The following is a 14,775-nucleotide window of genomic DNA, read 5'->3' on the forward strand; positions in this document are numbered from 1 at the left end:
CTCATGAATCGATGGACTCATCTTGGCAGGCGCGGACGTCAGGGCAACTGCGCCGAAGGGCGGGATCCGGCCAAAGGGGTGTCGGGGACGGACATCAGCCGTAGGAGCTGGCTTGCCGTGTGACGAACCACTGCGAAAGGACCGCGCAGCGGTCCCCTGCGGGTGATGTCAATAAATACTGGGACCGCTGCGCGGTCCTTTCGCAGGCAAGCCAGCTCCTACGGGGTTTTCAGAGTTCAATATCAGCCGAACTGCTCCCGATACTCGCCAGGCGTCACCCCCAACCGCTCGCTGAACACCTGGCGCATATACCGCACACTGCCAAAGCCACTGCGATATGCCACGGTCTTCAACGGCAGATCACCACTTTCCAGCAGCTCCCGCGCCCGATCGATCCGCGCGTTCTGCAGAAAGACCATGGGCGTCATGTTCACCTCACGCTGGAACACCCGGGAAAAATGCCGCGGGCTCATCGCCGCCAGGGCCGCCATGCGCTGGATGCCGAACGGCTCTTCCAGATGCTCCAGGACATGCTGCTGGACCCGGGTGATCGGCGTCTCCTCCTTGGCCACCGCGCCCACCAGCGGGCTGAAACGCGCCTGCCCGCCCTGGCGTTTCATCACCACCAGCAGCACCTTGGCCACATCCTGGGCAAGCTTCTTGCCGTGGTCCTCGGCCACCACCCCAAGGGCCAGGTCGATCCCCGCGGTCACCCCGCCGGAGGTGATCAACCGACGGTCGCGGACATAGATCTGGTCGGTCTCCACCTGGGTCCGCGGAAACGCCCGGGCCATGCGCTCGGTGTAGTGCCAGTGCGTGGTGACGCGATAACCGTCGAGCAGGCCGGCATGGCCGAGAATGAAGGAGCCGGTGCAGATCGACCCATAGTGCCGGGCACGGCTGGCGAGCGTCTGCAGCCACAGGTTCAACGGCGGGCAGATTTCGTTGTAGGCCCCGGGGCCGCCAGGTACCAGCAGCAGGTCCCAGCCGCCGTCGTCCGCGGCGATCGGACGGTCGGGCTGCACCGTCACGCCATTGGACGCGCGGATCGCCCCGGGCACCGCGCCAAGGGTGGTCAACTGGTAGTGGTCCTCGGCCTTGAGGTAGCGGTTGGCGATGGAGAACACCTCCAGCGGCCCCGCCATGTCCAGCAGGAGAAAGTCCGGGAACAGCACCATGGCCACGCTTTTCATCGAAGGGGGTCACCGCAGGTCTAGAGAAGGAGTGCGACGCAGTATGACTTGTCGCACCGTGGCATCGGAACGCTCTGACGAATTGTCCACCCATACAGGACAGTAATTCCATTTACGCCTACTTATTGCGCCAACGGGTAACCAGTAATCTAGCCCCATCACCTCGACGGTTGCCTTCCGCAACCCGACCAGACAAGGAGATTCACCATGCTTACCCTGCGCAAAGCGTCCGATCGTGGCCTGGCCAACCATGGCTGGCTGAAGTCCTACCACACCTTTTCCTTCGCCCATTACCGCAACCCCGCCGAGCAGGGCTTTTCCGACCTGCTGGTGATCAACGACGACCGGGTCAGCGAGGGCAAGGGTTTCGGCCAGCACCCGCACCGCGACATGGAGATCTTCTCCTACGTCCTCGAAGGCGCGCTGGAACACAAGGACACCCTCGGCACCGGTTCGGTGATCCGTCCGGGCGATGTGCAACTGATGAGTGCCGGCAGCGGCGTGGCCCACAGCGAGTTCAACCATTCGCACGACGAGCCGGTGCATTTCCTGCAGATCTGGATCGTCCCGGCGGTCAGCGGTGCCGAGCCGCGCTACCAGCAGGCGCACTTCAGCGCCGAGGACAAACGCGGTCGGCTGCAACTGATCATCTCGCCGGACGGCGCCGACGGTTCACTGCATATCCGCCAGGATGCGCGGGTCTACGCCGGGCTGTTCGATGGCGACGAGCGCGCCACCCTGACCCTGCCGGCAGAGCGCAACGCCTACGTGCATGTGGCCCGCGGCAGCGTGGTGCTGAATGGCCTGCAACTGCGCGAAGGCGACGGCGTGCGCCTGCGCCAGGAGCAGATCGTCGAGCTGCGCAACGGCGAGGATGCCGAAGTGCTGGTGTTCGACCTGCGTCCGCACGAACTGCCAGGCATGGCCTGATCGCCCGCGAGCCCTGCACCGTCTGTCGGTTCAGGGCTCGCAGCCTTCGACGATGATCACTTCCGCCTTCGCCACGCCCTGGCGAAACCCGCACGCCTCCTGGTACTGCGCCGAGCGGTAGCAGGCCACGGCCTTCTCGTACGATTCGAACTCGATGACCACGCTGCGCTGCGGCGTCGGTCGCCCCTCCATCGCCTCGCTGCGCCCGCCACGGGCCAGCAGCCTGCCACCGAACGCGGCGAACGCCGCCGGGGCGCGCTGGGTGTATTGCTGGTACTGCTGGGGGTCGCTCACATCGACATGGGCAATCCAGTACGCCTTCATCGGTTCGTGCTCCTCTACTGGGTCAATTCGTATTATGGTATACCATAATTCTCAACGAACCACAGTGAGCGCGCAGCATGGCTTTCAACAGCATCGAAGAAATTCTCGAAGACTATCGCCAGGGCAAGATGGTCCTGCTGGTGGACGACGAAGACCGGGAAAACGAAGGTGACCTGCTGATCGCCGCCGAGCGTTGCGACGCCGCCGCCATCAGCTTCATGGCCCGCGAGGCGCGCGGCCTGATCTGCCTGACCCTGACCGACGAACACTGCCAGCGCCTGGGCCTGGAGCAGATGGTCCCGGCCAACGGCAGTGCCTTCAGTACCGCCTTCACCGTGTCGATCGAGGCGGCGCGCGGGGTCACCACCGGCATCTCCGCCGCCGACCGTGCCTGCACCGTGGCCGCGGCGGTGGCCGCGAACGCCACGGCGGACGACCTGGTCCAGCCCGGCCATATCTTTCCCCTGCGCGCTCGCGAAGGCGGCGTGCTGACCCGCGCCGGGCATACCGAGGCCGGCTGTGACCTGGCGCGCCTGGCCGGCTTCACCCCGGCCTCGGTGATCGTCGAGGTGCTCAACGACGACGGCACCATGGCCCGCCGCCCCGACCTGGAAGTCTTCGCCGCCCGTCACGGCATCAAGATCGGCACCATCGCCGACCTGATCCACTACCGCCTGAGCACCGAGCAGACGATCAAGCGCATCGGCGAGCGTGAGCTGCCGACGGTGCACGGCACCTTCCGCCTGGTGACCTACGAGGACCGCATCGAGGGCGGCGTGCACATGGCCATGGTCATGGGCGATATCCGTCGCGAGCAGCCAACCCTGGTGCGGGTGCATGTGATCGACCCACTGCGCGACCTGGTCGGCGCCGACTATGCCGGACCGGCCAACTGGACGTTGTGGGCGGCACTGCAGAAAGTTGCCGCCGAAGGCGCCGGGGTGGTGATCATTCTCGCCAACCATGAATCGTCGCAAGCCCTGCTGGAGCGGGTACCACACCTGACCCAGCCGCCGCGGCCGTATCAGCGTGGGAGCACCAAGACCTATTCCGAGGTCGGGACCGGGGCGCAGATTCTGCAGGACCTGGGCGTGGGCAAGCTGTGCCATCTGGGTCCGCCTCTGAAGTATGCCGGGTTGACCGGGTATGACCTGGAGGTAGTGCAGAGCATTCCTTTTGAAGAAGGGATGCTGGGCTGCCCCCAACCTTGAGGGCTCTATCGCTATCGCGGTTGGGCCCCGCCAGACCAGGCACTGGATAACCACCCACCTGACATTTCTGTCAGTTGTACCGCTTATCCCCACTCACTACCGTAAAGCGCATCCATCCCTTTCTTGTGGTTGTCGCGTCGGTCCGACGATGCTTTGCGCAGCCGTCCTCCGATGCTCATCCGAGGAGCTTGCGCAATGGCGAACAAATGGACGGAGCTGGGTGACGTATGGTCCGGCCGTGATCTGGCCGAGGGCGAGCGGGTTACGGTCAACGTCTTCGACCGGGCTACCCAGACCGTGCTGGAGCAGACCACCTTCGTGCCCAAGGCCGGTCGCCTGGACCAGTACACCTGGGTGATGGACCTGTGCGAGCAGGTCAATGCCCAATTGAAGCTGATTCGTGCTGGCATCAAGGTCGGCAGCAAACTGGAGATCAAGAACAGCGGCTATCTCAACAAATTCTGGGGCATCACCGACCGCGACGTGCAGGTCATCACCACGACAGCGCGCGCCAACAACTGGACCACTGACAAACGGGTCAACATCGATCTCACCGAGGACGTCACGGTCGGTGCCACCCTCCAGCTCAAGGTGCACAACGCGAAGGGCGTGTTGCTGGAAACCGTCAGCTTCAAGCCAACGGCCGGGCGTAACACTCCCGGGTTCTGCGGCAAGGACTTCGCGCTCGAGATCAACAGGACCAGCCACTATGTGCGCGCGGGCCACAACAGCGGACATCAGATCAAGGCCTATGCGGAGCATCTGGCGAACTGGATCTGGATTCCGTTCAACGCCGATTTCACCGTGAGCTGGTCGGTCGACCTGTCCTCCCTGAAGGAGCTGGACGAGGTCTGGTCCGGCCGTGATCTGGCCGAGGGCGAGCGGGTCACGGTCAACGTCTTCGACCGGGCTACGCAGACCGTGCTGGAGCAGACCACCTTCGTGCCCAAGGCCGGTCGCCTGGACCAGTACACCTGGGTGATGGACCTGTGCGAGCAGGTCAATGCCCAATTGAAGCTGATTCGTGCTGGCATCAAGGTCGGCAGCAAACTGGAGATCAAGAACAGCGGCTATCTCAACAAATTCTGGAGCATCACCGACCGCGACGTGCAGGTCATCACCACGACGGCACGCGCCAACAACTGGACCACTGACAAACGGGTCAACATCGATCTCACCGAGGACGTCACGGTCGGTGCCACCCTCCAGCTCAAGGTGCACAACGCGAAGGGCGTGTTGCTGGAAACCGTCAGCTTCAAGCCAACGGCCGGGCGTAACACTCCCGGGTTCTGTGGCAAGGACTTCGCGCTCGAGATCAACAGGACCAGCCACTATGTGCGCGCGGGCCACAACAGCGGACATCAGATCAAGGCCTATGCGGAGCATCTGGCGAACTGGATCTGGATTCCATTCAACGCCGATTTCAGGGTGAGTTGGTCGATCGACTGGTCGACCGCCGTGACAGATCACGAATACGGCTGGTCGATCGACCTGTCGAGCACCTGGACCGAGCTGGGCGACGTCCGCACGGGCCGCGATCTGACCGCGGGTGAGCGCGTCACCGTCAATGTCTTCGACAAGGCCACGGGCACCGTACTGGAGCAGACCACCTTCGTGCCCACGGCCGGCCGCCTCAGCCAGAGCGTCTGGATGACCGACCTGTGCCGACATGTCAACGGTAACCTCAAGCTGATCCGCGCCGGCACCCACGATGCCGCCGGTAACTGGGACATCATGCTCGGCGACCGCATGAACAAATACTGGACCTGGTCCCTGAGCGAGATCGAAGTCGTTACCACGGTGGCGCATATCGACAACTGGGATAACGTCCGTCGCTCGAAGATCGACATCACCCAGACGGTCTCCAGAGATGATGTACTGCGGGTGGAGGTGCGCAACAGGTTTCGCCGCCTGATCGAGACCATCATCTTCACCCCGAATGCGCTGCAGACGGATCCCGGAGGATGCGGCCATGATTTCGCTGAGCATATCAACAACACCAGCCATTTTGTCCGGGCGGGCGTGCAGAGCCCGGACAACCCCAGTCTGATACAGCCCGACCGGGCGCCGGGCTCGAACTTCATCTGGCTTCCTGCCAATTCCAATTACGGTGTGTCCTGGACCATCGACAAGGTGAAGGAGGCCTGCAAGATCAGCGCTGACCGCGATGCGCAGGAAGGCGAGCGCATCACCTTCTTCGCCTTCGACAATAGCGCCAACCTGTTGCTCGATCACATCGTCCTGACCGCCCGGGCCAGTGCCAACACGCTGGCCAAGGACAGATGGCCGGACGCCCTGGCCAAGCTGATCAACGCTTCGTCCGTCCATGCCTCGGCCACGGCGACCGCGATCAGCGAGAAATACGCCAATCTACGCCTGTTCACCACCGCCCTGCACCTGGACAACTGGGTCGATGACAACAAGATCACGGCCACCGAGGTGCTGACGGCCGCCGACCGCATCGTGGTCAAGGTGGCGAGCATGACCGGGAAGAACTTCTGCGAAGCGCTGACCTTCACTCCCGATCCAGCCAGGCTGGCCGCGACCCAATGGGCCAAGGACCTGGCGACCTATATCAACGAGAACAGCCTTTACCTCAAGGCCGGAGTCAAGGACACCACGAAAAAGACCATCGTCCCGGCCGAGCACGCCAGCAACAACGTGCTCTGGCTGCCCAAGAAGTCGTTTCTGACGGTGACTTGCGAGAAAACCCAGCTAAAGGAACTGGCGCCGATCTCCCTGCAGCACGATCTGACGGTGAACGAGAAGAGCCATGTCTACGTGATGGACAACGCCAGCGACGTCATCCTGCGTGAGATCACCTTCACGCCGGTTGCTGGGCGCACTGGCCGCTTTTCGGAGGCACGGGATTTTGCCGCCGCGATCGACAAGGCGACGGAACTGGTGGTTGCCGGGGAGAAAGTCGGCGATGCCGTCCCTAAACCAACGTCGAGCAGCTATCTGAACAAGATCTGGGGTTGTGCAAGCAATGTGCGGGCGTTCCACACCCTGCCCAGCCTGGGCAACTGGGACCAGGGGAGTGTCATCGGCGACCACAACCTGGTGGAGAACGAACGGGTGGTAGTGAACGTCAAGAGCCAGAACACCGGGCGGATCCTGGAAACGCTGTCGTTCACGCCCAAGGCGAACCGGTTGGCCCTGGGACTGTGGCCGAAGGACTGCGCCGAAGAGATCAACAAGACCAGCAAGTTCATCCGCGCCGGTCGGGAAAACACCGAGAAGGACTTGATCGAGCCGTTCCAGGAGGAGAACAAGAACCTCTTGTGGACGCCCAAGGGCTCGATGCTGGAAATAGAGATGCAGACGCTCGTGCCCATGAGCGAGCCGCAGCCGGGAATGAGCAGCGAGACCATGCAAGTGTTCGAGCAGTGCATGGAGTCACGCAAGCACGTCACCGTCGATGCCAGGACTGGCGAGGGGGTGTTGCGCATCCCCTTGGCGGAGTTGTTTGCCGATGACAGCCTGAAGAACCCCCTGGCGATCAATCTTTCATACGAAAAGTCCAATGGCATCCATGTCCAGGTGGGCAATTTCCTGAACCGGGTGAAGCTGGTCGCTGGCAACGACGGGACTGCGGCGCTGATCACCTTGAGGGATGGGCGGGTTGTCAGCGTCAGCCATGGAAGCGTTTCGATGAATGGCGGGGATTTCACCGTCCGGCCATTCACCGAGGAGATAGTGAGCGAACTCGGAGGCCCTCAGACCGTCAGGGCGGGCTATGTGGTCAGCTACAAGGACGGTGGCCGCGACACCTTCAGGTTCCGCATCCAGACCGCAGATGAATATCAAGTGAACTGGACCCAGTACATGCTCCCGTCCGGCCTGTGCCTTGACTTGAAATACAACTTCTTCGGGCTGGAGCAGGTCAGCAAAGGCGAGCGGGTGCTGCTGCAGGTCGATTGGCATTCATTCGAGGAGCTCAAGGGATCCGGGATGTGGCGACTGCCCAAGACCATCGTCATATTTCCGGACAGCACGACGGAAAAAAGAACCTTCACCTTCGTCAAGGCCAGTTGCAACGGACAACAGACCAGCCTGAACGGAGACGGTTTCGCCACCTCGGGCAAGATCGCGTACCTGATCAAGCGAGACGCGGCCGGCAACCTGACCAGTTTCGAAGCCGAGCATCAGCACCCCTTCGAGAAGGTGACCGACAAGGCAATGCATCGCGAAACCCTGGAATACGCCCCTGACAACAGGGTCACTCGCCATACGCTGGCTCCGGGAGCCGGCATGGACGATCTGGTGCATGACTATGCCTATTCCGGCACCACGACCACCCTGGTCGGTTATTACAAGAGCGCAACACCCCGCACCACGTTGCTGCGCCATTACAACTTCCACAACGAGCAGAGTTGCACAGAGCGCTACGGCAGCGACGCGGTGCCGCTCTGCAAGCAGCGTATCCATAGCCTGGATACCAGGAACAAGTGGGTAGTGTCGCAAAACCGCACCTGGGAGGGCGACGTGCTGGTCGATCAGCAGACCCTGGCGCTGGACGGCATTGGCAACCCGATACGGCGCACCAACAACGATGAAATCACCCAATGGACCTACTACAACAACTACCAGCAGTTCAGGGTCACGGAAACCGAGACACATGTAGAGGACTGGAGCTTCTTCGCCTGCCTGTTCAAGGTCATCGACTATGCCAACCCTCTTGGAGCGGTATTTGCCCTTGGTAGCTACAGCGGCATGACCTGGGGGACGCGCCTGGATACCACGGTCGAAATGCTGCCGGCCGTCAACGACTATGCGAAAAAGGCCTTCGACCTGCCGGTGGCTATCGTCCACTGTGGCAGCGACCGGCCATTTTCCGGCGACGTGGAATCCGAACTGGTCAGCCGCAGGATCGGCGGCCAGGAAGTGCCGCAGCGCCTGACCTTCTTCGGCTATGGCAACTTCGACGGGCACATCCGGGCCAAACAGAAACTGACCATTCTCCAGCCCGACTGCAGTTCGGTGGATGTGACCACGGAGCAATTGGCCGTGGCGACCAATGCCGCGGCCCCCTTGGTCAAGAGCCTGAAAACACAGATCAGTGCGGCGAACGCCCAGGAAAAATCCGGTTACGAGGAGATGCTGAAAGACCTGAACAAGAGCGTCGAGGAACAGAGCAAGGCCAACAGCCAGGGCTTCAGGCTGAATAGCAGGAAGTCGACCGGCATGACCCTGGAAACCTACGATTACCACATCGACAAGACCAAGCCAGGCTACGGCATGGTCGCTTGCTGCAAGAACAGTTTCGTCGATGACAAGGGTGCCAGCGACACCATCAGCACCACCATCCGCTATGCGTACAGCCTGGATCCGTCGGATAGCGACAAGCTCATCCTCGAGACCACCGTCACCGACAACGTCAGCAAGAAGGCTGTCACCACCCGCCAGACCCGCTCGCGGTTGACCGGGCGCCTGTTGGAAAGCACCGACAGCGAAGGCTGCAAGACCGTCCGCAGCTACGATCCCCTGGGCAACCTGCTCAGCGAAACCGTCAGCCTGGACACCGTGGATATGCGCAAGACCACCTGCACCCTGGCACGCAATCTGGTCTGGCAGTACGACATGGAGGAGCGCAAGGTCTTTACCCGGGTCGAGCGCGATGCCATCGGGCGCAGGATCTCCCAGGCGGCCAAGCTGCCGGGTGGTACCAAGTACGTGGAAACCCATCGCTGGAACTACGACAACCTTGGCCGCATGGCCAGCCTGGTGGAAACCGACTACAACGCAAGCAGTGAAAAGCTTGCCGCGCGCGAGACCCAATGGAGCTATGACGCCAGTGGCATCATCACCACGACCCTCCTGCTCAAGGACAACACGGGCAAGGAATTGAACAAGGTGATCCGCAAACGCACCCCCGGTGCCAGGGGCGAGTGCGTTACCCAGGGCAAATTCAGCATCGATCGGCAGTTCGATGCCGGCAAGAACCTGATCACAGAGCAGTATTCACTGACCGGTGGCGAGGGCTGCAAGATAGAGCGAAGCATGTCTCCCGAAGGGCTGATGCAGTCGGTGCGCTATATCAGGGTCGAGTCCGCCAACAAGGAAACCGAGCAGGACAAGCTCGACTTCACCTACGACAAATACGCCCAGTTGACCGAGGTCGCGCCCAGGACCGGAGCGGCCTCCAGCTACACCTACGATGCTTCCGGGCGTCTGCTGACCAGCACACGTGAGGGTGTGGTGCTGCGCAACTCATATGGCCAGGGCAACCTGGCGGCCGCCGCCAACGGTGCCTGGGTCAAGAGTGGTGCCGCCACCGAGGTCGAGCTCGGCTCCCAGACTGTGGACTTCCTCGGCCGCGTCACCGAACAGTGTGCCGGAGACAACACGGTTTCATTCAGCTACAGCGGTGCGTCGACCAAGGGCACACGCACGACACCCGATACCGCACCGACGCCAATGGAGGGTTGCAGCGACATCCTCGACCCGATCTCCCTCAAGCAAACCCAGCACCTGTCCAGGCAAAACGCGAGCTCATCGCTGGAGTTCAGCCTTGGCGGGCGGGTGATCGGCTTTACCGACCTTACCCAAGCAGTCACCACCTACGAGTACGATTTCTTCGATCGCCTTGTCGGGTCCAAGAGTGAACACTGCGTGTGCAGCCGGATCTATGCCGACAATGGCCTGCTCAGCAGTGAAACCGTCAAGGCGGTGAAAGCCTCCAATCTCGAGATGAAGGTGGAGTACACCTACGACGGGCTCGGGCAGGAGATCAAGCGCACCTTCACCTGCACAGGGGTGGAGGTGAGCGTGGAGCGCACCCTGCGTGGGGATGGACGCCTGAGCAAGACCGTTATCAAGGAAAAAGGTACGGAAAAGTTCGCCGACAGCTACGAATACGACGACTGCCTGCGCCTGAAGAAATGGGTGGAATCCTCCAGCCGGACGGATACCTACAGCTACGACCTGCTCGGCAGCACGGTCAGCCATGCCAACTCGTCCAGCGGCAAGTCCGACCTGTTCTACTACGTCGATCTCAAACCCGGCATGGTGACCCAGGTGCTCACTCAGAAAACCACCGACAAGGTTCCGGACACCGCACCAGGTACGGCAAAAACCTACGACGCCAAGGGCAGCCTGACCATCGACGGAAACCGACGCCTGAGTTACCACGACAACGGCCAGGTCAATACGTATTCGACCGATGCCGACAAGACCCAATACACGTTCAGCTATGACGGCGAAGGCCGGGTGCGCGGCGGCGGCAACGGCACCCAGACCGATATCTATCACTACCGTGGCGAGTGCGTGTATGCCCTGGTCCAATCTGATACCGCCCCGGGCGCGGCCTTCGCCGAGCGCTCGCTGGTGCTGCGCAATGAAAGCCGCGCCTGCCTGTTGCAGGACGCCAACACCGACAAAAAGGAAAGCCGCTCATTCGAACTGCGCGACGCCAACGGCACGGTCTTCGCCAGCATCGACCTGGCCACCAAGGCCATCACCTACTTCCGCTACGAGCCTTATGGCAAGCGGCATTCAGGGGCCAAGGCGGAGAACTGGCTGGGCTTCAAGGGTGAACCGCTTAACCGCGTGGGCCTGTATCACCTGGGCAATGGCTATCGCCTCTACGACCCGGCCTGGGGGCACTTCCTGTCCCGGGATATCAAGAGCCCGTTCGGTGTGGGCGGGGCGGCGGGATACGTGTTCGGCAACGCCGATCCGGTCAACCACGCGGACCCCAGCGGGCGCGAGGTCATCGCCCAGTACTCGCGCTGGCTCGGCACGGGGATTATCCATAGCACCGCGTTCCGCATCGTGGTCGGTGCGGTGGGTGTGCTGCTGGCGCCATTCACCGCGGGGACATCGATGCTCCTGGCGGTCGCCACAACGATGCTGGCGGTGCTTTCCTTATCCTTCGACGTGGCCTCGATCATCATCTCGGAAAGCGATCCGGGTCTGTCCCGGACCCTCGAAAGCTGGGGGCATGCCTTCGGTGTCGCCAGCGCCGCGGCCGGAATTGGCATGGGCCTGAATGGTCTCAGGAGCTTGCCGCGCAACTGGTTCCGCGTTCGTGGCGGGCCGTCGATACGGTTCCCGGTGAAATGGCCCAAGCTCGCCAACGAGCTGCGCATCTCCCAGGAAGCCCGCAGCAGAGCTTTGACCCAGTTGATCCAGCAGGCAGACGAAGCCAAGGCGGCAGGGAGATTCGATGCATTCAAGGTGGCCCACCTGAACAATGACGCTGCCGGGACTGTCGGTGACGTGGTACGGGGCGCGGGCTCAGGCATCAGCTTCTTGCAGGAAGCGGCTGGCACCGGGCAGAGCCTGTTCAAGGGCAGCATCCGCCAGTTCGATGATTCGCTGCTCGACCTGCTCGGTTACACGCTGGACGCCCACTCGGGGCCCAATGTGCTGATCCAGAAGTTCATGCCGGAAACGGACAGCGAGACCGAAAGCCGGTCGCTGGTCGCCCTGCCGATGCCAGGCCGGGAAAAGCTGTTCCCCTGACCTGGCGTGAAACGACAGGCCTCATCGCTGCACGGGTATCTGCACAGCTTCGAAGGCTTGTCGGGGGACCGCATCAAGGCCGCAAGGGGCCTGTCTTGAGTCTTGCAGCGCCCTCCAGATCGAGCGCCGCCCGCGCGGCGCATCGCGGATGAATCCGCTCCCACATCTATTGCAACGTGCCATGGCCTGTGAGAATTGAGTTGTCAGCCTTTGTCTTTCGGCGATGTATCGCGGGGAGGCTGTCGGGTTCGACTCGGTATCGAGTCGAACCAACAAGGCGGACAACCATGGCCTGTCAGGCATAGGCACGTTGCAACAAATGTGGGAGCGGATTCATCCGCGATGCGCCGCGCGGGCGGCGCTCGATCTTCAGAGCGCTGCAAGACTCAAGACAGGCACCTGGCGGCCTTGATGCGCTTTCCGCCAGGTTTTCAGAGATGTGTAGATACCCATGCAGCGATAAGGCCTGTTCATTCGCGACAAGCCCCCAAACCAGAAACGGATCGCCGAGTGATGGCCGGTCGCACCCTCCTCTTGCCAAAATCTTGGAATACCATAATATGATATCCCGTAGACCTTAAAACTGCCCGGCCGTTTCCTACACTCAGATCCGGCCACCGACACTGTTTCAAAGCTGCTCCCCGAACATGATTGGCGGGCGACAGAAGCCCGCCTCGAATAACAAAAGCAACGAGGGCGTAACCATGCTGTTGAGCAAACGTGTAACCGCAGTGCTGTCCGCCAGCCTGTTGACCCTGGCCTGCCAGGCCACCCAGGCCGCCGACAGCCTGAACTTCGTCAGTTGGGGCGGTACCACCCAGGACGCCCAGAAACAGGCATGGGCCGATACCTTCAGCAAGAGCAGCGAGATCAAGGTCGTGCAGGACGGCCCGACCGACTACGGCAAACTCAAGGCCATGGTCGAAAGCGGCAACGTGCAGTGGGATGTGGTCGACGTCGAAGCCGACTTCGCCCTGCGCGCCGCCAGCGAAGGTCTGCTCGAGCCCCTCGACTTCAACACCATCAAGCGCGATCGCATCGACCCGCGTTTCGTCTCCGACCATGGCGTCGGTTCGTTCTTCTTCTCCTTCGTCCTCGGCTTCAACGAGGGCAAGCTGGGCGGCAACAAGCCGCAGGACTGGAGCGCGCTGTTCGACACCAAGAGCTACCCCGGCAAGCGTGCCCTGTACAAATGGCCGAGCCCCGGCGTGCTGGAACTGGCCCTGCTGGCCGACGGCGTACCCGCCGACAAGCTCTATCCGCTGGACCTGGACCGCGCCTTCAAGAAACTCGACACCATCAAGAAGGACATCGTCTGGTGGGGCGGCGGCGCCCAGTCCCAGCAACTGCTGGCCTCCGGCGAGGCGACCCTCGGCCAGTTCTGGAACGGCCGGGTCTACGCCCTGCAGCAGGACGGCGCACCGGTCGGCGTGAGCTGGAAGCAGAACCTGGTCATGGCCGACTTCCTGGTGATCCCGAAAGGCGCGAAGAACAAGGACGCGGCCATGAAGTTCCTGGCCAATGCCAGCAGCGCAAAAGGCCAGGCCGACTTCGCCAACCTCACCGCCTACGCCCCGGTCAACCTGGACAGCATCGGCCAGCTCAAGTCCGACCTCGCGCCGAACCTGCCGACCGCCTACGCTCAGGATCAGGTCACCCTGGACTTCGCCTACTGGGCGAAGAACGGTCCAGCCATCGCCACCCGCTGGAATGAGTGGCTGGTCAAATGAAAGTCGCCATCAACGCCTTGCATAACGCGACCGGTGCCGGCGGCACCGGCGCCAAGGGAGCGACCATGCCGTCCACGCCCCCGCTGCGCCAACGCTGGCGCGGCAGCCGCAACCTGCTGCCGGCCCTGCTGTTCCTCGGCCTGTTCTTCTTCGCACCGCTGATCGGCCTGCTCCTGCGCGGTGTGCTGGAACCGGTGCCGGGGCTGGGCAACTACGAGCAGTTGTTCGCCAACTCGGCCTACGCCCGGGTGCTGTTCAACACCTTCTCGGTGGCCGGCCTGGTCACCCTGATCAGCGTGCTGCTCGGCTTTCCCCTGGCCTGGGCGATCACCCTGGTGCCACGCGGCTGGGGCCGCTGGCTGCTGAACATCGTCCTGCTGTCGATGTGGACCAGCCTGCTCGCCCGCACCTACTCCTGGCTGGTGCTGCTGCAGGCCTCCGGGGTGATCAACAAGGCGTTGATGGCACTGGGCATCATCGATGTCCCGCTGGAGATGGTGCACAACCTCACCGGCGTGGTGATCGGCATGAGCTACATCATGATCCCGTTCATCGTCCTGCCGCTGCAGGCGACCATGCAGGCCATCGACCCGATGGTCCTGCAGGCCGGCTCGATCTGCGGCGCCAGCCCCTGGACCAACTTCTTCAAGGTGTTCCTGCCGCTGTGCCGCTCGGGCCTGTTCTCCGGGGCCTTGATGGTCTTCGTCATGTCCCTGGGCTACTACGTGACCCCGGCCCTGCTCGGTGGCGCGCAGAACATGATGCTGCCGGAATTCATCGTCCAGCAGGTGCAGTCGTTCCTCAACTGGGGCCTGGCCAGCGCCGCCGCGGCGTTGCTGATCCTGATCACCCTGGTGCTGTTCTACTTCTATCTGAAGCTGCAACCGGAATCCCCGGTTGGCAACGCGAGGTAAGCGA

7 protein-coding genes are annotated in these 14,775 nt (G+C 62.3%); 5 read left to right on the forward strand and 2 right to left on the reverse strand.

Annotated elements, in window-relative coordinates:
• Window positions 1-242 precede the first annotated feature (242 nt).
• On the reverse strand, window positions 243-1,193 hold the full coding sequence (locus tag CHB99_RS12555; protein WP_042128939.1) for a GlxA family transcriptional regulator: 951 nt from the start codon (window positions 1,191-1,193) through the stop codon (window positions 243-245).
• A gap of 207 nt (window positions 1,194-1,400) precedes the next feature.
• On the opposite strand from CHB99_RS12555, the gene CHB99_RS12560 reads away from it, so the two are divergent.
• Entirely contained in the window at window positions 1,401-2,123 is a 723-nt protein-coding gene (locus CHB99_RS12560) for a pirin family protein (RefSeq protein WP_042128937.1), read from the forward strand.
• Between the two features lie 30 nt (window positions 2,124-2,153).
• Here the strand turns inward: CHB99_RS12560 and CHB99_RS12565 are convergent, their stop codons facing one another.
• Complete coding sequence (locus CHB99_RS12565; protein WP_042128935.1) at window positions 2,154-2,447, reverse strand: DUF1330 domain-containing protein; 294 nt, start codon at window positions 2,445-2,447, stop codon at window positions 2,154-2,156.
• A gap of 77 nt (window positions 2,448-2,524) precedes the next feature.
• On the opposite strand from CHB99_RS12565, the gene ribBA reads away from it, so the two are divergent.
• From ribBA to CHB99_RS12585, 4 genes are all read left to right on the forward strand, one after another.
• Window positions 2,525-3,658 (forward strand): bifunctional 3,4-dihydroxy-2-butanone-4-phosphate synthase/GTP cyclohydrolase II, encoded by a 1,134-nt coding sequence (gene ribBA / locus CHB99_RS12570; RefSeq protein WP_042128932.1) that lies wholly within the window; start codon window positions 2,525-2,527, stop codon window positions 3,656-3,658.
• Window positions 3,659-3,853: 195 nt separating this feature from the next.
• On the forward strand, window positions 3,854-12,127 hold the full coding sequence (locus tag CHB99_RS12575) for an RHS repeat-associated core domain-containing protein (RefSeq protein ID WP_089266521.1): 8,274 nt from the start codon (window positions 3,854-3,856) through the stop codon (window positions 12,125-12,127).
• Between the two features lie 704 nt (window positions 12,128-12,831).
• A complete protein-coding gene (locus CHB99_RS12580; protein WP_042124671.1) occupies window positions 12,832-13,857 on the forward strand; it encodes an ABC transporter substrate-binding protein in 1,026 nt (341 codons plus the stop codon).
• Window positions 13,854-14,771 (forward strand): ABC transporter permease, encoded by a 918-nt coding sequence (locus CHB99_RS12585; RefSeq protein ID WP_042124673.1) that lies wholly within the window; start codon window positions 13,854-13,856, stop codon window positions 14,769-14,771. The genes CHB99_RS12580 and CHB99_RS12585 overlap by 4 nt, the downstream gene beginning before the upstream one ends.
• The last annotated feature ends 4 nt before the right edge of the window (window positions 14,772-14,775 follow it).

It is taken from the genome of Pseudomonas japonica, assembly GCF_900188455.1.
In the GTDB taxonomy this organism is placed as follows: domain Bacteria; phylum Pseudomonadota; class Gammaproteobacteria; order Pseudomonadales; family Pseudomonadaceae; genus Aquipseudomonas; species Aquipseudomonas japonica.